This is a genomic window from Enterobacter sp. 5-4 (assembly GCF_000612205.1).
Taxonomy (GTDB): Bacteria; Pseudomonadota; Gammaproteobacteria; order Enterobacterales; family Enterobacteriaceae; genus Enterobacter; species Enterobacter roggenkampii.
In genome coordinates, this window is record NZ_JFHW01000025.1 from 35,968 (window position 1) to 57,806 (window position 21,839).

A 21,839-nucleotide genomic window follows, 5' to 3' on the forward strand; every position below is an offset into this window, starting at 1 on the left:
CACACTATGGTTATTTTACTTATTTTAGTGCTCTTGCAATTCTTACTGAATGTCATTTACGAAGCATGCCTTCGATAAAATCTTTCCAGTTCCCCAGTTCACGTTCAATCATAACAACCTCTCTTATTATTATGCGCATTCTACAAAAACGTACCATCATTGTGAAGACTATTTAACCAATTGCTGTGATTGTACCCTACGTCCTGCGGGGATATATGATAAATATGAACGGAGAGCCCTCAATTTTTTGTGACGGCCAGCAATATTTTGAAATAACCCTACGAACGGGTGAGTTTTATTTTATTTGCTGAGTTTATTGGATTTTTAAAGTTAATGGACATCTATGCTTAAATGATGAAAGAATATTCAGCGTACAGTTGTGAGTCGAATTAAGAAGACGTATTAATCCAGACAATTCCTGAATGTGTTATATTCCACTTAAGGATATATCTTCGAATTTACTGAACATTTAATTATCAGAACATCAAAAGGATTCACCATGGTTGTGATGTACGGCATTAAAAATTGCGACACCATCAAAAAAGCCCGCCGCTGGCTGGACGCTAACAGTGTAGAGTACCGCTTCCACGATTACCGTGCCGACGGGCTCGATGCAGAATTTCTGCATAGCGCTATCCACGAGCTGGGTTGGGAAGCCCTGCTGAACACCCGCGGCACCACCTGGCGTAAACTGGACGACTCTCTGCGCGCCAGCATCACCGATGCCGACAGCGCGGCAAAACTGATGCTCGAGATGCCGGCAATTATCAAACGCCCATTGCTCTGCGCGCCAGGGCAGCCTATGCTGCTGGGTTTCAGTGAAACCCTTTATTCCGACTTTTTTCGTTGAGGTGTAGTTTATGTCATGCCCGGTCATTGAGCTGACTCAGCAGCTTATTCGCCGTCCTTCCCTTAGCCCGGACGACGCAGGTTGTCAGGCTCTTATGATTGAACGCCTGCGTGCCATCGGTTTTACCGTTGAACGCATGGATTTTGGCGATACCCAGAACTTCTGGGCGTGGCGCGGACAGGGCGAAACGCTGGCCTTCGCCGGGCATACTGACGTCGTTCCCGCCGGTGACGCGGATCGCTGGATTAACCCGCCGTTTGAGCCGACCATTCGCGATGGCATGCTGTTTGGTCGCGGCGCGGCAGACATGAAAGGTTCTCTGGCGGCGATGGTCGTGGCGGCAGAGCGCTTTGTGGCGCAGCATCCGAACCACAAAAACCGTCTCGCGTTTTTGATCACCTCCGACGAAGAAGCCAGCGCGCACAACGGCACCGTGAAGGTCGTCGAAGCGCTGATGGCACGCAACGAGCGTCTCGACTACTGCCTGGTCGGTGAGCCGTCCAGCACCGAAGTGGTGGGTGACGTCGTCAAAAACGGACGCCGTGGCTCGCTGACCTGTAACCTGACCATTCACGGTGTGCAGGGCCACGTCGCTTATCCGCATCTGGCCGATAACCCGGTCCACCGCGCCGCGCCAATGCTGAGCGAGCTGGTGGCGATTGAGTGGGATAAGGGCAACGAGTTCTTCCCGCCGACCAGCATGCAGATTGCGAACGTCAAGGCCGGGACCGGCAGCAATAACGTGATCCCGGGGGATTACGTCGTCCAGTTCAACTTCCGCTTCAGCACGGAACTGACCGATGAGATGATCAAGGCGCGTGTTATCGACCTGCTGGAAAAATATCAGCTGCGTTACACCGTGGAGTGGTGGCTTTCCGGCCAGCCGTTCCTGACGCAGCGCGGTAAACTGGTGGATGCGGTGGTGAACGCCATCGAGCACTATAATGAAATTAAGCCACAGCTGCTGACAACGGGTGGCACCTCAGACGGACGCTTTATCGCCCGTATGGGTGCTCAGGTTGTCGAACTGGGGCCAGTGAACGCAACCATTCATAAAATAAATGAGTGTGTCAATGCGGCAGATTTACAACTGCTGGCCCGTATGTATCAACGTATTATGGAGCAAATCGTCGCCTGACGAACGCTCTGAGAGGAATAGCGAATGGATTGGCTTTCAAAGTACTGGTGGGTTCTGGTGTTGGTTTTTCTGGTCGGCGTACTGCTGAACGTGATTAAAGACCTTAAGCGCGTCGACCATAAAAAATTTCTCGCCAACAAGCCGGATCTTCCCCCGCACCGTGATTTCAACGACAAGTGGGACGATGACGACGACTGGCCGAAGAAGGATCAGAAGAAGTAATCGATCCGATTCCCCCTCTCCATGGGAGAGGGGGAAGAATCACATAAACTCAACAATATCATCGTCATCCGGCTTACCGCCGCTGAGCGCTTCATCAAAGTAGTGCTTCGGTACGGTATAGCGCAGATGGTCAAGCGCAAACTGCATGCTGCGGTCGTCAATGGCGTGGCCCAGATCGTCAACGATATCCAGCGTCACATCCCCACCCTCACGCATCAGCGCTTCCTGGGCAGCAACCGCATGCGAGAGCTCAATCACCCGGTCTTCACCGCCGTGGATTAAGTGGATCGTGGTTTGCGTGGTTGCGCTTGTCGGTAACGTCGCAAAACGGCCGTTAAAGGCGATCACCCGTGACACCAGACCCGGCTGCGCCTTTACGCTTTCCAGCGACATGATTGACCCCTGCGAGAAGCCAATCAGCGCGGTCGCTTCGGCTCCTACGCCGCTCTGCTGCTGCCAGTAACGGATGACGTCGATAAAGGCCGGCATGATGGCGTCGATACGCGCCTGACGGTTCTCTTCCGTCACGCCCTGAACCGAGAACCACTGGCGCCCGTTCGGGCCGCATGGCTCTACGCCGCCGATGCTGACAATCAGCGCTTCCGGGAAAACGGGCGCAAACCAGCTGCCAATCTGACCCATATTGACGGCATTATCGCCAACCCCATGAAACAGAAGCAGTAACTGTTTAGCCGGTTTGTCAGGGCTTTGAACAACAAAATGGTCATGTTTCATGGTGGTCTCCTTAATAGATGACCTGGATTCTACGCCTCCCGGCGGGAATGACCATGCCACTTTACTGAAGAAGTCATTGAAAAAATTGCCATTGCAAAATGGCTTCCTTCAACTGCTGGCAGCGGGGATAATCAAGACTTTCAAGCGCTTGCGCGGTTTCAGAGCGCAGCTTTGCCAGCAACGCTTTTCGCCCGAGCTCATCCGTTTTTCCTGCTAGCTTCCCCCGCAGGGCCGGAAGCGGCATATCAACATTGAGCAACAACCGCGTCAGCGCGGCAACCGAGGTTGAAAACGCGCGATGGGCAAAAGCAAACCCCGCCAGCTCCCGCCAGTCATCACTATTAAGGGTAGCTTCCCAGCCGTCTTCCACCGGGATCTTTTCACCGTTCCAGGCCGACAGGACGCGCATATCCCGGCATAAACGGTGATGTTCCTGCGCGCACAGCCGACGCCCGGCCTCGCTCAGCGGCAGCAGCGCCATCGCCGTGTAGCAGCCGCTGCTGGCTTCCCGATGGCTCCCCATCCGCACCAGCACAAACCCGCACCGCTGCCAGAAACGCCACAGCTCGTCGGTATAACCGAAACTCACCGACAGATAATCTTCCCCGCTGGCGCTAAGGATAAGCCGTTGCCCGATGCCTTCCCGCTGGCGCAGGGGGTGAACCGCAATGCGGCTAACCCGTCGCCCTTTCAGCGTCGCCGCGAGCGGAGAGCCGCCGTGCGCCGCCAGCGACTGCGCCACGAGATTCCCGCGTGGACGCCGGTATCCCGCCCACACGGCGCGGCTAAGTTCCGGTGACAACCCGCCCTCTTCCACCAGCCAGAGCGCGCCTGCAATATCAGCCCCCGTCTCTGCAACAGCAAAGTGCTGGCCGGGCGCGTCCATCATCCGGCGTAAATCGAGTGGTGACGTGCGGTAGTGTGCAGCACACAGCAGTTCATAAACGCTTGCCGCGCGTGCCGGGTCGCTCTCCCACATCCGCGGCGCCAGCGGCGTTATACGAACCTCACCTTCCGGTTTGCGATCGATAAGCGCATCATCAAATAACAGAGCATTTGCCACGAACCGCTCAAGCGGACATCCGGCGGCCCAGCGAATGGGGGTCGATAAGGCATAATGCCGCAGTCCGCTGAAACGGGCGCAGAACTTCAGCAGGAATCCCCTGCCCGTCCCTTCATAGCCCTGCACCGTGGTGGTTAATAATACGCGCGAAAAGCGCGTCACCAGCTTCTCCAGCAGCGGGCCCGGGATGGCAGCCGCTTCATCGACAATCAGCCAGTCGGCCTGCAGCGTGGAGGCCAGCAGCGCATCCGGGGCCATAAAGTGGAAATGCTCGCCCGCAAAGCGCGCAATGACATCCGTTGCCCCTTTAGCCGGTGCCGTGACCACCGCACTCCCCTGAATGCTATTGAGCAGCATCCCCGCCAGCGCTGACTTTCCTCGCCCGCGCGGTGCCGTTACGGCAGCGATGCCCGCAGGCATGGTCAGAAGCGCGTCGAGGATCTCCGCCTGCTCGCGCTGCGGTGCGCCGCTGGCAGGCTGCCAGGCGGGTAAATCCGGCGCAACGGGAACGGACAAAGGACGATGCTGTTGCCAGACAATCGCATCCGAATCGGCGGCAAGCGTCCGGCAGAAGTGGTGCACAAAGTGTGGAGTGGCGATCGGCTCCGCGCTGTCGCTCCAGCGCAAAGAATCGCTGTCTGGCCTGTCGGCCCAGTCAGCAAGCGGAGGAACCAGCAGCACCAGGAGGCTTCCGGCGCGCAGCGTCCCGCTGAGCGCGGCGAAGGCTGAGACGTCAAACCCGGCGCGCGCGTCAAAAACGGCGTGAAGGTATTCGCGTCCCAGCAGTCCGCTGAGGGTTTTTGAGGGATTGTCATCCAGCCACAGCCAGTCTCCCGGCAGGGCATTACGCAGGTCAGTCGCCTGACTCAACGTCCACTGCGCCTCACCGCTGAGCACCACCAGCCGACGATGGCCGGTGCGCTCAAGCTCGCGTATCAGCTGTTCAAACGCCAGCATTACATCGCTTTGCCGAAGGTATTACACTGCGCCGGGTCGCCGCTGTCGAAACCGCGTTTAAACCAGCTGTAGCGCTGCTGCGAAGTACCGTGAGTGAAGCTGTCCGGCACGACGCGCCCCTGGCTCTGCTGCTGAAGACGGTCGTCACCGATCGCCTGAGCGGCATTCAGCGCCTCCTCAAGATCGCCGGATTCCAGCACGCTCTGCTGCTGCATGCTGTGGCCCCAGACGCCCGCGAAGCAGTCCGCCTGCAGCTCCATTTTAACGGACAGGCGGTTCACGTCAGCCTGCGACGCATTTTGCTGCAGCTGGCGCACTTTTGGCTCAATCCCCAGCAGCTTTTGCACGTGATGGCCGACTTCATGCGCGATCACGTAGCCCTGGGCAAAATCGCCGTCAGCGCCAAGCTTGCGTTTCATGTCATCGTAAAAGGAGAGATCGATATAGACGGTGCCGTCCGCCGGGCAGTAGAACGGCCCCATCACGGACTGTCCGGTGCCGCATCCGGTGCGGGTTGCGCCCCGGTACATCACCAGCTTCGGCTGCTGGTAGGTACGCCCCATCTTCTCAAACAGCTGACCCCAGGTGTCTTCCGTTGTGGCGAGGATCACGGAGGTAAATTTGGCCGCTTCATCTTCATTCGGGCTGATGGAGCGCTGAGAATGCTGCTGCTGTTGCAGCGGCTGACCGGTCATTAACCCGGTGAGATCGACGCCGTAATAGCCCGCGACCAGCACCACTATCAGCAGAATGATACCGCCCTTGCCGCTGGGTAAGCGGAAGCCGGGTCCGCCCATGGAAGGACCGCCGCCGCCATCACTGCGTCTGTCTTCTACATTGTCACTTTCACGACGCCCTTGCCAGCGCATAACCACCTCTAACTATTCCATTTATAATAGCTATGATCGTAGGCGGTTAACGGCAAGATTACCATAGGAAACAAAGGTAAGACGCCAAAGGATGCGAACATCCTTTGGCAAGTGAGGGAGTTAGTCGAGCTTAACGCCTAAACGGTGAGCAACCGCTTCGTACGCTTCAATCAGGCCACCCAGGCTCTGACGGAAGCGGTCTTTGTCCATTTTATCCAGGGTTTCTTTGTCCCACAGGCGGCTACCGTCCGGTGAGAACTCATCGCCCAGCACCACTTCGCCTTTGAACAGACCAAACTCCAGCTTAAAGTCGACGAGGATCAGGCCCGCGTCATCAAACAATTTTTTCAGCACGTCGTTGGCTTTGTAGGTCAGCTCTTTCATGCGCGCCAGGTTCTCTTTGTTCACCCAGCCGAAGGTTTCGCAGTAGGAATCATTGACCATCGGGTCGTGCATGGCGTCGTTTTTCAGGAACAGATCGAACAGCGGTGGATTCAGTTCGATACCTTCTTCAATGCCCAGACGCTTCACCAGGGAGCCCGCCGCGCGGTTACGAATAACGCACTCAACCGGAACCATATCCAGTTTTTTCACCAGACATTCCGTATCGGACAGCAACGCTTCCATCTGAGTCGGGATACCCGCTTCGGCCAGTTTGGTCATAATGAAGTGGTTGAACTTGTTGTTCACCATGCCTTTACGATCGAACTGCTCAATGCGCGCGCCATCCCCTGCTGACGTATCATTGCGGAACTCGAGCACCAACAGATCCGGGTTTTCCGTGCTGTATACGGTCTTCGCTTTGCCACGATACAACTCAGCTTGCTTCTGCATCTTCATTACTCCTGGTGTGATGATTTGTGTTCAAAACTGGGGATATTATGCCACGCACACGTTTGCGTAGCACGAAAATAAAAAGGGCTGGATTCACCAGCCCTCGTATTTATTTGCTGAATGCTGCCTGGAAGACAGCGACCAGCGCATCGTTCTGCGACTGGGTCAGCGTGTGACCTTTTGGATCGATAAACTGCAGGCTACTGCGGTTATCAAGGTCACCGACCTGAATCTTGTAGTCACCGGAGGCAAGCTGAGGATCTTTCGCGCCCAGTTCCTGCCACGCGCTGTCGGAGAGCGGCTTATAGGTTGCCGTCATGCTGCCGGTTGAGCGGGTGCTGTCGGTCACTTTCATGCCCACTTTTTCCAGCGTCGCTGGCAGACGCTGCCAGGTCTGGTTAAACGGTGCACGCACCACCAGCATTGGCAGGCCGGTATCATCCGCGCCGCTCTGGACATCGAAGGTCACACCGTTGCGGCTCTGCGCGGCGTTGGCAGCATCGGTCGCGTTTTTATCCAGGCCTGCGGCAATCACGTTCAGCATTTCGGTGCTGTAACGCTGCAGGGATGCGGCATCCGCAACCGGTTTACCCGCCTGCTCCAGGTTCAACAGCTTAACGTTAACCGCCTGCTGATAACCCTGTGGTTTAACGGAGACTTGATAACGACCGCGGTACTGCTGGTCTTCATCCAGACGGTTCCATTCGATCCAGTCGGTGGTTAACGTCTGGCTGGCATCATCGCGTTTATCGATGGTGTAGTTCTTCGCCTGAATGACGCTGACAACCTGCGGCCACAGGGTGCTACCGCGCGCGCTCTCAACCATCAGAGACGCCGTATCACCGGTGAACTGGGTACGCGCCCCGCTCACCAGCGCCAGAGGCTGTGCTGGTGGACGAATATCAAGCGCTTTACCGACCAGGCCGCTGCCGTTGGTCACGGGAATATTATAATCGCCGTTCTGAATCGGCAGGATCATACCAGCCGGTGCGTGAAGTTCAGCAAGCGGGGTCGCATCCAGATAGGATTCATCACCGCTCACCTGGCGCTTGTAGCGCGAGTCTGAACTACAGGCAGCGAGCAGCATAACAAGCGAAACACTCGCAACCTTCGCCAGGCGCGACTTCTGTACTGAATAAGCCATCAAATCTCCCTAAACTTTACAGCAAACCGGCATGCTTCAGCGCTGCCCTGACGATATCACGACCGTGGTCGGTAATCGGTGTCATTGGCAGACGCAGCGTGTCGGTTGCTACAAGCCCCAACTCCTTACATGCCCATTTCACTGGGATCGGATTGGGTTCGACAAATAATTTATTGTGCAGCGGCATCAGACGCTGATTTATGACACGCGCTTCATCAAAGTGACCGGCCGCGGCCAGTTTGCACATTTCAGCCATATCGCGCGCCGCAACGTTTGCCGTTACGGAGATCACGCCATGGCCACCGAGCTGCATAAAGTCCAGCGCGGTCGCATCATCACCGCTCAACAGGATAAAGTCGTCTGAAACCAGCTCTTTGATCTGATGAACGCGGCTTAAGTTCCCTGTCGCCTCTTTAATACCGATAATATTTTTGACTTCCGAGAGACGACCAACGGTTTCCGGCAGCATATCGCAACCGGTACGGGACGGCACATTATACAGAATTTGTGGCAAGTCAGTATGTTCAGCGATGGCTTTGAAGTGCTGGAACAAACCTTCCTGAGTAGGACGGTTGTAGTAAGGGGTCACCGTCAGACAGCCGACAATGCCGCTGTCGTTAAAACGTTTAGTCAGGCTGATCGCTTCTGCGGTGGCATTCGCGCCTGTGCCCGCGATGACCGGAATACGTCCGTCAGCCAGTTCCAGGGTCAGCATAACCACATCGCCGTGCTCGTCGTGGCTCAGCGTTGCAGATTCACCGGTAGTCCCTACCGAAACGATCGCCGAGGTTCCATTGGCGACATGGTAATCAATCAGCTTCTTCATGCTAGACCGGCAGACGTTACCTTTTTCATCCATCGGTGTTACAAGCGCGACAATACTTCCCGTGAACATGAGCCATCCTCTGTGCGAACAAGAGTCTCAATGGTACGTTTGGAACTGTAATAAAAGCAAGCGACCTGAGGCCCTCAGGCGGTTGTATGCATGTTTTTTTTATGCTTTCCTTAGGAAGACTTAACCATGCAAAGGAAGAACAGGTTTGACAACCTCATCACAACATTACCTGGTTATCACTGCGCTGGGTGCCGACAGGCCGGGTATCGTGAACACCATCACCCGCCACGTAAGCAGTTGCGGCTGTAATATTGAAGACAGCCGTTTGGCCATGCTCGGCGAAGAGTTCACATTCATTATGTTGCTTTCAGGGACATGGAACGCCATCACGTTGATTGAATCGACCCTGCCGCTGAAAGGTGCCGAGCTGGACTTGCTGATCGTCATGAAGCGCACCACCGCGCGCCCTCGCCCGGCCATGCCTTCTACCGTCTGGGTGCAGGTTGAAGTGCCTGATTCTCCACATCTGATTGAGCGCTTCACCGCGCTGTTTGACAGCCATCAGATGAACATCGCCGAGCTCGTTTCCCGCACACAGCCGGGCGACGCAAGCACGGTTCCCACGCTCTTTATTCAAATTACCGCGCACAGTCCTGCGTCACAGGATGCGTCAAATATCGAGCAAGCGTTCAAAGCCCTCTGTACAGAATTAAACGCGCAGGGCAGTATAAGCGTCGTCAATTATTCGCAGCACGAACAGGATGGAGTTGAGTAATGAATCCACTGAAAGCCGGTGACATCGCACCGAAATTTAGCTTACCGGATCAAGACGGCGAGCAAGTAAATTTGACCGACTTCCAGGGACAGCGTGTTCTGGTCTATTTCTACCCGAAAGCCATGACCCCCGGCTGCACCGTACAGGCCTGCGGCTTACGCGATAACATGGATGAGTTGAAAAAAGTCGGCGTGGAAGTGCTGGGTATCAGCACCGATAAACCAGAAAAGCTGTCACGATTTGCTGAAAAAGAGCTGCTGAACTTCACGCTGCTTTCTGACGAAGATCATCAGGTATGCGAGCAGTTCGGCGTCTGGGGCGAGAAGACGTTTATGGGTAAAACCTACGACGGTATTCACCGCATCAGCTTCCTGATTGACGCCGACGGTAAAGTTGAACACGTGTTTGACGACTTCAAAACCAGCAACCACCACGACGTGGTGTTGAACTGGCTGAAAGAAAGTGCCTGAAAGTGAGTGTCGGGTGGCGGCTTCGCCTTACCCGACCTACAAGGATAAATAGGCCGGGTAAGCGCAGCGCCACCCGGCAAAACTTACTGCTCTTCTACCGCCGGCACATCCGGCCACGCGTGGACGACCGCTTTAATCAGCGTCGCCAGCGGAATGGCGAAGAACACGCCCCAGAATCCCCACAGCCCGCCGAAAATCACCACCGATAAGATAATCACCAGCGGATGCAGGTTCACCGCTTCGGAGAACAGCACCGGTACAAGCAGGTTACCGTCCAGCCCCTGAATAATCAGATACACCGCGAAGCAGCTCCAGAACTCGGTACCCAGCCCAAACTGGAACAACGCCACGCCAACCACCGGAATGGTCACCACAAACGCGCCGATGTAGGGGATCAAAACCGAAAATCCGACCAGCACGGCCAGCAGCAGCGAGTAGTTCAGGCCGAAAATCAGGAAGCCAATCCAGGTGGCGCCCCCCACCACAATCATCTCCAGCACCTTGCCGCGTATGTAGTTGGTGATCTGCTGGTTCATCTCTTCCCAGACCTGCCCCGCCAGCCCGCGGTTGCGCGGCAGAATACGGCGTACGGCGTTGAGCATCTGGTCTTTATCTTTCACCAGGAAGAAGACCATCAGCGGCACCAGCACGAGGTAGACCGCCAGCGTCAGCAGTCCGACCAGGGACGCCAGAGAGTACTTCACCACCGAATCGCCCATCGTCATGATGCGGGCGCGCATATTTTCGGCCATCGCGTCGATAATCCCGGCATCCATCAGCGCAGGATAACGGCGCGGCAGCGTGGCGGCGAAATCAGAAAGCTTATTCAGCATGCCGGGCATATCGCGGATCAGGTTAATTCCCTGTTGCCAGGCTACCGGCATCACCACAAAGGCCATCAACAGCAGGATGCCGACAAACAGCACCAGCACGATGCTGGTCGCCCAGCGGCGGGAACACCCAATATTTTCCAGGCGCGCCGTTGGCCACTCCAGCAGGTACGCCAGCACAATCGCTACCAGCAGAGGGGCGAGCAGGCCGCTGAAGAAGAACAGGATACCGAACCCGGCGACCAGAATAACCAACAAAGCAATGGCTTCCGGGTCGCTGAACCGACGCCGGTACCACTGCATTAACATTTCGAGCATACAACCCTTCCCTGAATCGAATGGCGGGAGTGAGACGGTGAATTGTATCTAACTGTCACAAAAAAGACTTTCGCTTTTTGTATCCCGATCGCAATCCGCAAAAGCCTGATGAATGGGATTTTCTTCATGCTACAACACGGCTACACTCGCAGGGCAGCAGAGATGAACGATATGCCGGTTCATCGGTCAAACTAGCACATCTAACATACAGGACAGTGGTTATGTTCAGGCAGTTGAGAAAAACACTGGTTGCAACACTGATTGCCGCGGTGACGGTCGGTCAGGTGTTGCCCGCTTTTGCTGACTCGTCCGATACATTGCCGGACATGGGCACCACGGCAGGAAGCACGCTATCTATTGGGCAAGAGATGCAAATGGGCGACTACTATGTTCGCCAGCTGCGCGGCAGCGCCCCGCTGATTAACGACCCTTTGCTGGTACAGTACATAAACGGGCTGGGAATGCGCCTGGTAGCGCACGCCGACTCGGTAAAAACCCCCTTCCATTTCTATTTAATCAATAATGACGAAATCAACGCCTTCGCCTTCTTTGGCGGTAACGTGGTGCTGCATTCGGCGTTATTCCGTTATTCGGACAACGAAAGCCAGCTGGCCTCGGTCATGGCGCACGAAATTTCGCACGTCACCCAGCGGCACCTGGCGCGTGCGATGGAAGACCAGAAACGTAACGCTCCCCTCACCTGGGTGGGCGCACTGGGTTCCATTCTGCTGGCGATGGCCAGCCCGCAGGCCGGGATGGCGGCGCTGACCGGTACGCTGGCCGGGACGCGCCAGGGGATGATCAGCTTTACCCAACAAAACGAGCAGGAAGCGGACCGTATCGGCATCCAGGTGTTACAGCGCTCAGGCTTTGACCCGCAGGCCATGCCGAGCTTCCTCGAAAAACTGCTCGATCAGGCGCGTTATTCTTCCCGTCCACCGGAAATTTTGCTCACGCACCCGCTGCCTGAAAGCCGTCTGTCGGACGCGCGTAACCGTGCCAACCAGATGCGCCCGGTCGTGGTCCAGTCTTCGCAGGATTTCTACATGGCGAAAGTGAGAACGCTGGGGATGTACAATTCCGGGCGTAACCAGCTCACCAGCGACCTGCTGGATGCCCTGGCGAAAGGCAACGTGCGTGAGAAAAACGCCGCGCAGTATGGTCAGGCGCTCCAGGCGATGGAAGCCAGCAAATACGACGAGGCGCGTAAAGCGCTGCAACCGCTTCTGGCTGCCGACCCGAACAACCCGTGGTACCTCGATCTGTCGACGGATATCGATCTGGGGCAGAAGAAGCCTGCCGATGCGATTAACCGCCTGAAAGGGGCGAAAGACGTCCGCACCAACCCGGTGCTGCAGCTTAACCTGGCGAACGCTTACCTGCAGGGCGGCCAGCCGGGTGAAGCGGCGACCATCCTGAACCGTTACACCTTTAACAATAAAGACGATCAAAACGGCTGGGATCTGCTCGCTCAGGCGGAAGCCCAGCTTGGCAACCGCGACCAGGAGCTCGCGGCGCGTGCCGAAGGCTTTGCCCTGGTGGGCCGCCTCGATCAGGCCATTTCCGCGCTCAGCAGCGCCAGCTCGCAGGTCAAACTCGGCAGCCTCCAGCAGGCCCGATACGACGCGCGTATCGATCAGCTTCGCGGCCTGCAGCAGCGCTTCAAGCCGTACGAGAAGATGTAATCAAGGAGAATTCACGTCATGACAGACGCCGTAAAAATTTATCACAACCCGCGCTGCTCCAAGAGCCGCGATACCCTGAGCCTGTTGAAGTCTAACGGCGTGGAGCCGGAGGTGGTGCTGTACCTCGACACCCCACCGGACGCGCAAACCCTCCGCCAGCTGCTGCATATGCTGGGCATGGGCAGTGCACGGGATCTGATGCGCAAGAAAGAAGATCTGTATACGTCGCTTAACCTGAATGACGACCGTCTCTCCGAGGATCGGCTGATACAGGCGATGGTTGAAAATCCAAAGCTGATTGAGCGCCCGATTGTGGTGGCGAACGGCCAGGCGCGCATTGGACGCCCGCCGGAAGACGTGCTCGAGATCCTCTGATGGTTTCGCCCGGTGGCGCTGCGCTTACCGGGCCTACGGGTGCCATATGTAGGCCGGGTAAGGCGCAGCCGGCACCCGGCACAACTATAGCTTCAGAATATCTTTCACAAACGGAATGGTCAGCTTGCGCTGGGCGGTAATCGAGGCACGATCGAGCTGATCCAGCGTGTCGAACAGCGTGCGCATTTCGCGGTCCAGCCGCTTCAGCAGGAAACGGCCCACGTCTTCCGGCAGCTCAAACCCACGCTGCTTTGCACGCAGCTGTAGCGCCTGAAGCTTATCTTCATCCGACAGCGGCTGGAGCTTGTAGATTTGTCCCCAGTCCAGGCGAGACGCCAGATCCGGCAGGCCCAGATTCAGCTGTCGTGGTGGGCGATCGCCAGTGATCAGCAGTCGGGTTTTGCCCGATTCCAGAATGCGGTTGTAGAGGTTAAAGATCGCCATTTCCCACGGCTCATCCCCCGCCACGCATTCGATGTTATCGATGCAGACCAGGGAAAGATGTTCCATCCCCTCCAGCACCTCAGGCACGAACCAGGTTCGTTTATCCAGCGGCACATAGCCTACCGCATCACCGCGCGCCGAAAGCTCCGCACAGGCGGCATGCAGCAGATGGCTGCGCCCCGCACCTTCGCGTGACCAGATATAGATGTATCCGCTGTGTTCCTGACGCAGCACGTTTTGCAGTGCAGCCAGTAAAGAGGGGTTATCACCCGGCCAGAAACTTGCAAACGTTTCGTCGTCAGGGAGATAGAGTGGCAGAGAGAGCTGTGCCGGTCCGTTCAGAAGTACCTCAACCAGATCTGACATAAAATCGGCATGGAGTTTAACACGGAACCTGCAAGGAGAGAACCGGGCGGATCGTCCGCCCGGTTAAAGGATCACTGTGACGCTTTTTCGCTTTCGTCAGCGTCCAGCACCACCTCTTCCGGGCGGATCACGGAGATCAGCTTGAAAATGAGGCTCAGGCCCACGCCGACGATGGTCGCCAGCGCCATGCCTTTCAGCTCGGCCGCCCCGATGTGCACCTTCGCGCCGCTCACGCCGATAATCAGGATCACCGACGTCAGGATCAGGTTCTGCGCTTTGCTGTAATCCACTTTGGATTCAATCAGCACGCGAATACCGGAGGCACCGATTACCCCGTACAGCAGCAGAGACACGCCGCCCATCACCGGCACCGGGATGATCTGAATCGCTGCCGCCAGCTTGCCGACGCAGGAGAGCAGAATGGCGATGATCGCCGCGCCGCCGATAACCCAGGTACTGTAGACGCGGGTAATCGCCATCACGCCGATATTTTCACCGTAGGTGGTGTTTGGCGTAGATCCAAAGAAACCGGAAATGATGGTGGAGAAACCGTTCGCAAACATGGAACGGTGCAGGCCCGGGTCGCGGATCAGGTCACGTTTGACAATGTTTGCCGTCACCACCAGGTGGCCGACGTGCTCTGCAATCACCACCAGCGCTGCAGGCAGAATGGTGAAAATCGCAAACCATTCGAAGCGCGGCGTATAGAAGGTAGGCAGCGCGAACCAGTGCGCCTGCGCAATCGGGGTGGTATCCACCACGCCCATCATAAAGGAGAGCGCATAGCCCGCCAGCACGCCGATCAGGATCGGGATAATCGCCATAAAGCCGCGGAACAGCACGGAACCAAAGACCGTTACGCCCAGCGTCACCAGCGAGATGATAATGGTTTTGGAATCCGGCGACTGGCCGTCTGCTGGCAGCAGGCCGGCCATGTTCGCCGCCACGCCCGCCAGCTCAAGACCGATGACGGCCACGATGGCGCCCATCGCCGCAGGGGGGAACATCACGTCCAGCCAGCCGGTACCGGCTTTCTTCACGATGAAGGAGACCAGGCAGAACAGCACGCCACACATGATAAAGCCGCCCAGCGCGACCTCATAGCCCAGCGGCAGCAACAATAACACCGGAGAGATAAAGGCGAAGCTCGACCCGAGATATGCCGGGATTTTGCCTTTACAGATAAAGAGATACAGCAGCGTACCGATGCCGTTGAACAGCAGTACGGTAGCCGGGTTAATGTGGAACAGGATTGGCACCAGCACGGTTGCGCCAAACATGGCGAACAGGTGCTGCAAACTAAGCGGGATAGTCTGTAAAAGCGGCGGTCTTTCACTCACCCCGATAGCACGGCGCGTCATAGTGTTTTCCTCTGAGTAGTATCGTTGTTGGTGTTTTATTCAAAAAAAAGCCGACTATCAAAGTCGGCTTATTTATCGTTATTCGATTATTTCGTACCAAAGATCTTATCGCCGGCATCGCCGAGCCCCGGGATGATGTACCCGTGCTCGTTCAGGCCCTGGTCGATAGAGGCGGTATACAGCTCAACGTCCGGGTGCGCTTTTTCCAGTGCCGCGATCCCTTCCGGTGCCGCAACCAGCACCAGCACTTTAATGCTGCTGCAGCCCGCTTTTTTCAGCAGGTCGATAGTGGCAATCATTGAACCGCCGGTTGCCAGCATCGGGTCAACCACCAGCGCCATACGCTCGTCGATGTTGGACACCAGCTTCTGGAAGTAAGGAACTGGCTCGAGGGTTTCTTCGTTACGGTAGATCCCCACCACGCTGATGCGCGCGCTTGGCACATGCTCCAGCACGCCTTCCATCATGCCGAGACCGGCACGCAGGATTGGCACAACGGTAATTTTCTTACCTTTGATCTGCTCAACCTGCACCGGGCCGTTCCAGCCTTCGATGGTGACTTTTTCTGTCTCCAGATCGGAGGTCGCTTCGTAAGTCAGCAGGCTGCCGACTTCAGAGGCCAGTTCGCGAAAACGCTTCGTGCTGATGTCATGCTCACGCATCAGGCCCAACTTGTGTTTAACGAGTGGGTGTTTCACTTCCACAATCTTCATTCTCTTTCTCCTCTGAATGGCATCCGCAAAAAAATCGCGGGATTATACCGCTTTTTTCGGATTGCGCCATACCCATGTTGCTTGACAGGGATCAAGCAAAGACAAAAAACCGGAGACAGGTCTCCGGCTTAAGTGCGAGGTTTTGCCCGGTGGCGCTACGCTTACGCGGGCCTACGTGTAGTGTAGGTCGGGTAAGCGTTAGCGCCACCCGACAATTACAGGTTATCGCCGTTGCTCGCAATCACCTGCTTATACCAGTCGAACGACTTTTTCTTGCTGCGGTTCAGCGTGCCGTTGCCTTCATTGTCTTTATCGACAAAGATAAAGCCGTAGCGTTTTTTCATTTCACCGGTACCGGCAGACACCAGGTCGATACAGCCCCACGGGGTATAGCCCATCAGATCGACGCCATCCTCCACCACCGCTTTTTTCATCTCGCGGATGTGGGCGGCCAGGTAGTCAATGCGGTACTGGTCGTTCACCGTGCCGTCGCTCTCCTGCACGTCGATTGCGCCAAAGCCGTTTTCAACGATAAACAGCGGCAGCTGGTAGTGATCCCAGAACCAGTTGAGGGAGTAGCGCAGCCCCACCGGGTCAATCTGCCACCCCCAGTCGGATTTCTGCACGTACGGGTTGGAGACCAGGCTCTTGCTTTCGTCATAGTCCAGCTGCGGGTTGTCCGCCGTCGCCTTGGTGGCGAAGGACATATAATAGCTAAACCCGATGTAATCCACGCAGCCCTGCGTCAGCGCGACTTTATCCTCTTCGGTGATATCCAGCGCGAAGCCGCGACGTTCAAAGTAGTTGAGCAGATGCTGCGGATACTTGCCGCGCACATGGACGTCGGTGAACCAGTAGCGGCGGTGCATGGCGTTCATCGCCATCATCATGTCGTCCGGCGCGCAGGTCAGCGGGTAGATGGGGCACATGGCAATCATGCAGCCGATCTGCAGGGACGGGTTAATCTCGCGCCCCGCCCTCACCGCCAGGGCGCTGGCCACCAGTTCATAGTGCGCGGCCTGGAACATCACCGGCTCACGATCTTCACCCGGCGCGTACTTCAGCCCGGAGTTGGTAAACGGCGCAAAATCTTCATGGAAGTTGGCCTGGTTGTTGATCTCGTTAAAGGTCATCCAGTACTTCACTTTATGCTGATAGCGCTGGAAAACCACTTTCGCAAAACGAACGAAGAAGTCGATCAGCTTACGGTTGCGCCAGCCGCCGTATTCCGTGACCAGGTGGAAAGGCATCTCGAAGTGGGAAAGCGTAATCACCGGTTCGATGCCGTACTTCAGGCACTCGTCGAACAGATCGTCATAGAATTTCAGACCGGCCTCGTTCGGCTCAAGCTCGTCACCTTTCGGAAAGATACGCGTCCAGGCGATGGAGGTACGGAAGCATTTGAACCCCATCTCGGCAAAGAGTTTGATGTCTTCTTTATAGCGGTGGTAGAAATCGATGGCTTCATGGTTAGGGTAATTTTTCCCCTCAAGCACGCCGTTGGTGATTTCGCGCGGTACGCCGTGCGCGCCCGCCGTCATCACATCGGCAACGCTAACGCCCTTGCCGCCCTCTTTCCAGCCGCCCTCAAGCTGATGCGCCGCAACGGCACCACCCCACAGAAAATCTGCTTTAAATCCTGACATTTGCTTTCCCTCATTCTGCGTTATTTTCTGCAAAAACAATTACAGAAACCGGTTTCAGTTCGATGATGTGCAAAGGGGATAGCCGTTGCAAGCAGAACGCCGAAACCGGTTTCATTTTCGTGAACAGAGTCAAGTTTGTCGCCCTGCCTAAGCCAGAGAGAAAAAAAGATCCCCGCACCGAGAATAGGCTCGCAAACGTTTGCCTGGACTGTTAGAATTGCGCCGATTTTTCTTACTAGCTATGCAATCGCGTGGGGACTTGAGCCGTGACCAACAAAACTTCTCTCAGCTACAAAGATGCCGGTGTTGATATTGACGCAGGTAATGCGCTGGTTGACCGAATCAAAGGTGTGGTGAAAAAAACCCGCCGCCCGGAAGTGATGGGTGGTCTGGGTGGATTCGGCGCACTGTGCGCGCTGCCGCAAAAATATCGTGAACCTGTTCTGGTCTCGGGTACTGACGGTGTAGGCACCAAGCTGCGCCTGGCGATGGATTTAAAACGTCACGACACGATCGGTATCGATCTGGTCGCGATGTGTGTGAATGACCTGGTGGTTCAGGGCGCAGAGCCGCTGTTCTTCCTCGATTACTACGCGACCGGCAAACTGGACGTGGATACCGCGGCCAGCGTCATTAACGGTATCGCCGAAGGCTGTCTGCAGTCCGGCTGTGCGCTGGTCGGCGGCGAAACCGCTGAAATGCCGGGTATGTATCACGGCGAAGATTATGACGTCGCGGGCTTCTGCGTCGGCGTAGTAGAAAAATCAGAAATTATCGACGGCAGCAAAGTGGCGGATGGTGATGTGCTGATCGCGCTGGCCTCCAGCGGCCCACACTCCAACGGCTACTCTCTGGTGCGTAAAATTCTCGAAGTGAGCGGCTGCGACCCGCTGACCACCGAGCTTGACGGTAAACCGCTGGCAGACCACCTGCTGGCGCCAACCCGCATCTACGTTAAAAACGTGCTGGAACTGATTGAGAACGTTGACGTGCACGCTATCGCCCACCTGACCGGCGGCGGCTTCTGGGAGAACATCCCGCGCGTGCTGCCGGACAACACCCAGGCCGTAATCGACGAATCCTCATGGCAGTGGCCGGCCGTGTTTAACTGGCTGCAGACCGCAGGCAACGTGAGCTCTCACGAAATGTACCGCACCTTTAACTGCGGCGTGGGCATGGTTATCGCCCTGCCGGCAAGCGAAGCGGATAAAGCGGTTAAACTGCTGACCGAAAAAGGTGAAAACGCGTGGAAAATCGGTACGATTAAAGCCTCCGATTCCGAACAGCGTGTGGTCATTGAATGAAAAACATCGTGGTGCTCATTTCCGGCAACGGAAGCAATTTGCAGGCCATCATTGACGCCTGCAAACAGAAGAAAATCAACGGCACCATTCGGGCAGTATTCAGCAACAAGGCCGACGCGTTCGGCCTTGAGCGCGCGCGGGAAGCGAACATTCCCGCGCACGCGCTGGAAGCCAGCCAGTTCGCCGGGCGTGAAGCCTTTGACCGCGAGCTGGTTCAGGAGATTGATGCCTACGCACCGGACGTCGTGGTGCTGGCGGGCTATATGCGCATTCTGAGCCCGGCTTTTGTTGCGCACTACGCCGGACGTCTGCTGAATATTCACCCTTCTCTTCTGCCGAAATATCCCGGCCTGCACACCCATCGTCAGGTTCTGGAAAACGGCGATGAGGAGCACGGCACCTCCGTGCATTTCGTTACCGACGAGCTGGACGGCGGTCCGGTGATCCTGCAGGCCAAAGTCCCGGTCTTTGACGGCGACAGCGAAGAAGACGTGACCGAACGCGTGCAGACCCAGGAACACGCCATTTACCCGCTGGTGGTAAGCTGGTTTGTCGACGGGCGCCTCGAAATGCGCGACGGCGCTGCCTGGCTGGATGGCGTGAAGTTACCCCCGCAGGGCCATGCGGCGGAAGAGTAGTTTGTTATGTCGGGTGGCGCCGCGCTTACCCGACATCTACCTTGCATTACCCGATATTCCCTTCTCCAACCTTCTAAATTCCCCAACAAAAAAAATAACTGTCATACTTTTCTGGCACTGTTGGACATATCGTGGAAATGCTCGCCATAATAAGGACGAGACGGATTTACCACGTCCTGTGATTGAACTGGAGTGTGAGCTGTAATGGGTCAGGAAAAGTTATATATCGAGAAAGAGCTAAGCTGGTTAGCATTTAACGAACGTGTACTCCAGGAAGCGGCTGACAAAAGTAACCCGCTGATCGAACGCATGCGTTTTTTGGGCATCTATTCCAACAACCTGGATGAGTTCTACAAGGTTCGCTTTGCCGAGCTGAAAAGACGGATCATCATCAGCGAAGAACAGGGCTTAAACTCTCACTCGCGGCATCTGCTGGGCAAAATCCAGTCCCGCGTGTTGAAAGCCGATCAGGAATTTGACGGCCTGTATAACGAACTGCTGCTGGAGATGGCGCGCAATCAAATCTTCCTGATTAACGAACGTCAGCTTTCCGTTAACCAACAAAACTGGCTGCGCCACTATTTTAAACAGTACCTGCGCCAGCACATTACCCCGATTCTCATCAACCGCGAAACCGATCTGGTGCAGTTCCTGAAAGATGACTACACCTATCTGGCCGTAGAAATTATTCGCGGTGAATCCATTCGCTACGCGCTGCTGGAGATCCCGTCCGACAAGGTCCCGCGCTTCGTGAACCTGCCGCCGGAAACCCCGCGCAGACGCAAGCCGATGATCCTGCTGGACAACATCCTGCGCTACTGTCTCGACGACATTTTCAAAGGCTTCTTCGATTACGATGCGCTAAACGCCTACTCGATGAAGATGACCCGTGACGCCGAATATGACCTGGTGCACGAGATGGAGGCCAGCCTGATGGAGCTGATGTCCTCCAGCCTGAAACAACGCCTGACGGCCGAGCCGGTGCGCTTTGTTTATCAGCGCGATATGCCGGACGCCATGGTAGAAATGCTGCGCGAGAAGCTGACCATTTCGCGCTATGACTCCATCGTGCCGGGCGGCCGTTACCACAACTTTAAAGACTTCATTGGCTTCCCGAACGTCGGCAAGGCCAATCTGGTGAACAAGCCGCTGCCGCGCCTGCGCCATCTGTGGTTTGATAAATTCCGCAACGGGTTCGACGCCATTCGCGAGCGCGATGTTCTGCTCTACTACCCGTATCACACGTTTGAACACGTGCTGGAGCTGCTGCGACAGGCCTCGTTCGACCCGAGCGTGCTGGCGATCAAAATCAACATCTACCGCGTGGCAAAAGATTCCCGCATCATCGATGCGATGATCCACGCCGCGCACAACGGCAAAAAAGTGACCGTGGTGGTTGAGCTGCAGGCCCGCTTCGACGAAGAGGCGAACATTCACTGGGCGCGCCGTCTGACGGAAGCGGGCGTGCACGTGATCTTCTCCGCGCCGGGTCTCAAAATTCACGCCAAGCTGTTCCTGATCTCCCGTAAAGAGGGCGACGACGTGGTGCGCTATGCCCACATCGGTACCGGGAACTTTAACGAGAAAACGGCGCGAATTTATACCGACTACTCGCTGCTGACCGCCGATGCGCGCATCACCAACGAGGTACGCCGGGTCTTTAACTTCATTGAGAATCCGTACCGCCCTGTCAGCTTCGACTATCTGCTGGTCTCGCCGCAGAACTCGCGCCGTCTGCTGTACGATATGATTGATAAAGAGATTGCCAATGCCCAGAAAGGGCTGTCGTCCGGCATCACCCTGAAGCTTAACAATCTGGTCGACAAAGGACTGGTGGACAGGCTGTACGCCGCGTCCAGCTCTGGCGTACCGGTTAACCTGCTGATCCGCGGCATGTGCTCGCTGATCCCGGAACTGGAAGGCATCAGCGATAATATTCGGGTGATCAGCATTGTTGACCGTTACCTGGAACACGATCGGGTCTATATTTTCGATAATGCAGGCGACAAACAGGTCTATCTCTCTTCGGCAGACTGGATGACGCGCAATATTGACTACCGAATTGAAGTCGCAACCCCGCTGCTGGATCCGCGTCTGAAACAGCGTATTCTCGACATTATCGAGATCCTGTTCAGCGATACGGTGAAAGCGCGCTATATCGACAAAGAACTCAGTAACCGCTATGTACCGCGCGGCAACCGCCGTAAAGTACGGTCGCAACTGGCGATTTACGACTATATCAAATCACTCGAGCAACCCGATTAACC

Annotated in this window: 22 protein-coding genes; 10 read left to right on the forward strand and 12 right to left on the reverse strand. The window is 56.1% G+C overall.

The window, feature by feature from the left end:
* Window positions 1–52: 52 nt before the first annotated feature.
* Entirely contained in the window at window positions 53–112 is a 60-nt protein-coding gene (ypfM, locus tag AA74_RS1000000123460; protein ID WP_015572204.1) for a protein YpfM, read from the reverse strand.
* A 387-nt stretch (window positions 113–499) separates the two neighbouring features.
* Between ypfM and AA74_RS0116125 the strand changes: the two genes are divergently transcribed.
* The 3 genes from AA74_RS0116125 to AA74_RS0116135 are packed head-to-tail and all read left to right on the forward strand — an operon-like array spanning window position 500 to window position 2,210.
* Window positions 500–850 carry an ArsC family reductase gene (locus AA74_RS0116125; protein WP_025912785.1) on the forward strand — a complete coding sequence of 117 codons (351 nt, stop codon included), beginning with the start codon at window positions 500–502 and terminating at the stop codon, window positions 848–850.
* Between the two features lie 10 nt (window positions 851–860).
* A complete protein-coding gene (dapE, locus tag AA74_RS0116130) occupies window positions 861–1,988 on the forward strand; it encodes a succinyl-diaminopimelate desuccinylase (RefSeq protein WP_025912786.1) in 1,128 nt (375 codons plus the stop codon).
* 24 nt (window positions 1,989–2,012) lie between these two features.
* Window positions 2,013–2,210 carry a YpfN family protein gene (locus AA74_RS0116135; RefSeq protein WP_008501627.1) on the forward strand — a complete coding sequence of 66 codons (198 nt, stop codon included), beginning with the start codon at window positions 2,013–2,015 and terminating at the stop codon, window positions 2,208–2,210.
* A gap of 39 nt (window positions 2,211–2,249) precedes the next feature.
* Here AA74_RS0116135 and ypfH read toward each other — a convergent pair whose 3' ends face one another.
* The 6 genes from ypfH to dapA form a co-directional block, all read right to left on the reverse strand.
* Window positions 2,250–2,945: an esterase gene (ypfH, locus tag AA74_RS0116140; protein WP_025912787.1), complete on the reverse strand. Its 696-nt coding sequence runs from the start codon at window positions 2,943–2,945 to the stop codon at window positions 2,250–2,252.
* 73 nt (window positions 2,946–3,018) lie between these two features.
* Window positions 3,019–4,965, reverse strand: coding sequence for a tRNA(Met) cytidine acetyltransferase TmcA (locus tag AA74_RS0116145; protein ID WP_025912788.1), 1,947 nt, complete (start codon window positions 4,963–4,965; stop codon window positions 3,019–3,021).
* Window positions 4,965–5,834, reverse strand: coding sequence for a neutral zinc metallopeptidase (locus tag AA74_RS0116150; RefSeq protein WP_025912789.1), 870 nt, complete (start codon window positions 5,832–5,834; stop codon window positions 4,965–4,967). The genes AA74_RS0116145 and AA74_RS0116150 overlap by 1 nt, the downstream gene beginning before the upstream one ends.
* A gap of 120 nt (window positions 5,835–5,954) precedes the next feature.
* Window positions 5,955–6,668 carry a phosphoribosylaminoimidazolesuccinocarboxamide synthase gene (gene purC / locus AA74_RS0116155; RefSeq protein ID WP_008501631.1) on the reverse strand — a complete coding sequence of 238 codons (714 nt, stop codon included), beginning with the start codon at window positions 6,666–6,668 and terminating at the stop codon, window positions 5,955–5,957.
* A gap of 109 nt (window positions 6,669–6,777) precedes the next feature.
* Window positions 6,778–7,812: an outer membrane protein assembly factor BamC gene (bamC, locus tag AA74_RS0116160; protein ID WP_008501632.1), complete on the reverse strand. Its 1,035-nt coding sequence runs from the start codon at window positions 7,810–7,812 to the stop codon at window positions 6,778–6,780.
* 16 nt (window positions 7,813–7,828) lie between these two features.
* On the reverse strand, window positions 7,829–8,707 hold the full coding sequence (gene dapA / locus AA74_RS0116165) for a 4-hydroxy-tetrahydrodipicolinate synthase (RefSeq protein WP_008501633.1): 879 nt from the start codon (window positions 8,705–8,707) through the stop codon (window positions 7,829–7,831).
* 145 nt (window positions 8,708–8,852) lie between these two features.
* Here dapA and AA74_RS0116170 point away from each other — a divergent pair, with 145 nt between their 5' ends.
* Window positions 8,853–9,422: a glycine cleavage system transcriptional repressor gene (locus tag AA74_RS0116170; protein WP_023325845.1), complete on the forward strand. Its 570-nt coding sequence runs from the start codon at window positions 8,853–8,855 to the stop codon at window positions 9,420–9,422.
* Window positions 9,422–9,892 carry a thioredoxin-dependent thiol peroxidase gene (bcp, locus tag AA74_RS0116175; protein ID WP_008501635.1) on the forward strand — a complete coding sequence of 157 codons (471 nt, stop codon included), beginning with the start codon at window positions 9,422–9,424 and terminating at the stop codon, window positions 9,890–9,892. The genes AA74_RS0116170 and bcp overlap by 1 nt, the downstream gene beginning before the upstream one ends.
* 83 nt (window positions 9,893–9,975) lie before the next feature.
* Here the strand turns inward: bcp and AA74_RS0116180 are convergent, their stop codons facing one another.
* Entirely contained in the window at window positions 9,976–11,040 is a 1,065-nt protein-coding gene (locus tag AA74_RS0116180; protein WP_025912790.1) for an AI-2E family transporter, read from the reverse strand.
* Between the two features lie 221 nt (window positions 11,041–11,261).
* On the opposite strand from AA74_RS0116180, the gene bepA reads away from it, so the two are divergent.
* Together bepA and arsC are read left to right on the forward strand one after the other, a co-directional pair.
* Window positions 11,262–12,725, forward strand: a complete 1,464-nt coding sequence (gene bepA / locus AA74_RS0116185) for a beta-barrel assembly-enhancing protease (protein ID WP_021241809.1) — start codon at window positions 11,262–11,264, stop codon at window positions 12,723–12,725.
* A gap of 18 nt (window positions 12,726–12,743) precedes the next feature.
* Entirely contained in the window at window positions 12,744–13,100 is a 357-nt protein-coding gene (gene arsC, locus AA74_RS0116190; RefSeq protein ID WP_008501638.1) for an arsenate reductase (glutaredoxin), read from the forward strand.
* Between the two features lie 84 nt (window positions 13,101–13,184).
* Here the strand turns inward: arsC and AA74_RS0116195 are convergent, their stop codons facing one another.
* The 4 genes from AA74_RS0116195 to AA74_RS0116210 form a co-directional block, all read right to left on the reverse strand.
* A complete protein-coding gene (locus AA74_RS0116195) occupies window positions 13,185–13,886 on the reverse strand; it encodes a DnaA inactivator Hda (RefSeq protein ID WP_166792068.1) in 702 nt (233 codons plus the stop codon).
* Window positions 13,887–13,981: 95 nt separating this feature from the next.
* Window positions 13,982–15,271 (reverse strand): uracil permease, encoded by a 1,290-nt coding sequence (gene uraA, locus AA74_RS0116200; protein ID WP_023294266.1) that lies wholly within the window; start codon window positions 15,269–15,271, stop codon window positions 13,982–13,984.
* Between the two features lie 86 nt (window positions 15,272–15,357).
* Window positions 15,358–15,984 (reverse strand): uracil phosphoribosyltransferase, encoded by a 627-nt coding sequence (gene upp / locus AA74_RS0116205; protein ID WP_008501641.1) that lies wholly within the window; start codon window positions 15,982–15,984, stop codon window positions 15,358–15,360.
* 215 nt (window positions 15,985–16,199) lie between these two features.
* On the reverse strand, window positions 16,200–17,630 hold the full coding sequence (locus AA74_RS0116210; RefSeq protein ID WP_025912791.1) for a 6-phospho-beta-glucosidase: 1,431 nt from the start codon (window positions 17,628–17,630) through the stop codon (window positions 16,200–16,202).
* 266 nt (window positions 17,631–17,896) lie between these two features.
* Here AA74_RS0116210 and purM point away from each other — a divergent pair, with 266 nt between their 5' ends.
* The 3 genes from purM (at window position 17,897) to ppk1 (ending at window position 21,837) form a co-directional block, all read left to right on the forward strand.
* Window positions 17,897–18,934 (forward strand): phosphoribosylformylglycinamidine cyclo-ligase, encoded by a 1,038-nt coding sequence (purM, locus tag AA74_RS0116215; RefSeq protein WP_008501643.1) that lies wholly within the window; start codon window positions 17,897–17,899, stop codon window positions 18,932–18,934.
* Window positions 18,931–19,572 (forward strand): phosphoribosylglycinamide formyltransferase, encoded by a 642-nt coding sequence (purN, locus tag AA74_RS0116220; RefSeq protein WP_021241814.1) that lies wholly within the window; start codon window positions 18,931–18,933, stop codon window positions 19,570–19,572. The genes purM and purN overlap by 4 nt, the downstream gene beginning before the upstream one ends.
* A gap of 204 nt (window positions 19,573–19,776) precedes the next feature.
* Window positions 19,777–21,837 carry a polyphosphate kinase 1 gene (gene ppk1, locus AA74_RS0116225; RefSeq protein WP_008501645.1) on the forward strand — a complete coding sequence of 687 codons (2,061 nt, stop codon included), beginning with the start codon at window positions 19,777–19,779 and terminating at the stop codon, window positions 21,835–21,837.
* Window positions 21,838–21,839: the final 2 nt, after the last annotated feature.

Coding starts and splice junctions, on each gene's coding strand:
- AA74_RS0116125 (WP_025912785.1), top strand. CDS start 500: ATGGTTGTGATGTACGGCATTAAAAATTGCGACACCATCAAAAAAGCC.
- dapE (WP_025912786.1), top strand. CDS start 861: ATGTCATGCCCGGTCATTGAGCTGACTCAGCAGCTTATTCGCCGTCCT.
- AA74_RS0116135 (WP_008501627.1), top strand. CDS start 2,013: ATGGATTGGCTTTCAAAGTACTGGTGGGTTCTGGTGTTGGTTTTTCTG.
- ypfH (WP_025912787.1), bottom strand. CDS start 2,945: ATGAAACATGACCATTTTGTTGTTCAAAGCCCTGACAAACCGGCTAAA.
- AA74_RS0116145 (WP_025912788.1), bottom strand. CDS start 4,965: ATGCTGGCGTTTGAACAGCTGATACGCGAGCTTGAGCGCACCGGCCAT.
- AA74_RS0116150 (WP_025912789.1), bottom strand. CDS start 5,834: ATGCGCTGGCAAGGGCGTCGTGAAAGTGACAATGTAGAAGACAGACGC.
- purC (WP_008501631.1), bottom strand. CDS start 6,668: ATGCAGAAGCAAGCTGAGTTGTATCGTGGCAAAGCGAAGACCGTATAC.
- bamC (WP_008501632.1), bottom strand. CDS start 7,812: ATGGCTTATTCAGTACAGAAGTCGCGCCTGGCGAAGGTTGCGAGTGTT.
- dapA (WP_008501633.1), bottom strand. CDS start 8,707: ATGTTCACGGGAAGTATTGTCGCGCTTGTAACACCGATGGATGAAAAA.
- bcp (WP_008501635.1), top strand. CDS start 9,422: ATGAATCCACTGAAAGCCGGTGACATCGCACCGAAATTTAGCTTACCG.
- AA74_RS0116180 (WP_025912790.1), bottom strand. CDS start 11,040: ATGCTCGAAATGTTAATGCAGTGGTACCGGCGTCGGTTCAGCGACCCG.
- bepA (WP_021241809.1), top strand. CDS start 11,262: ATGTTCAGGCAGTTGAGAAAAACACTGGTTGCAACACTGATTGCCGCG.
- arsC (WP_008501638.1), top strand. CDS start 12,744: ATGACAGACGCCGTAAAAATTTATCACAACCCGCGCTGCTCCAAGAGC.
- uraA (WP_023294266.1), bottom strand. CDS start 15,271: ATGACGCGCCGTGCTATCGGGGTGAGTGAAAGACCGCCGCTTTTACAG.
- upp (WP_008501641.1), bottom strand. CDS start 15,984: ATGAAGATTGTGGAAGTGAAACACCCACTCGTTAAACACAAGTTGGGC.
- AA74_RS0116210 (WP_025912791.1), bottom strand. CDS start 17,630: ATGTCAGGATTTAAAGCAGATTTTCTGTGGGGTGGTGCCGTTGCGGCG.
- purN (WP_021241814.1), top strand. CDS start 18,931: ATGAAAAACATCGTGGTGCTCATTTCCGGCAACGGAAGCAATTTGCAG.
- ppk1 (WP_008501645.1), top strand. CDS start 19,777: ATGGGTCAGGAAAAGTTATATATCGAGAAAGAGCTAAGCTGGTTAGCA.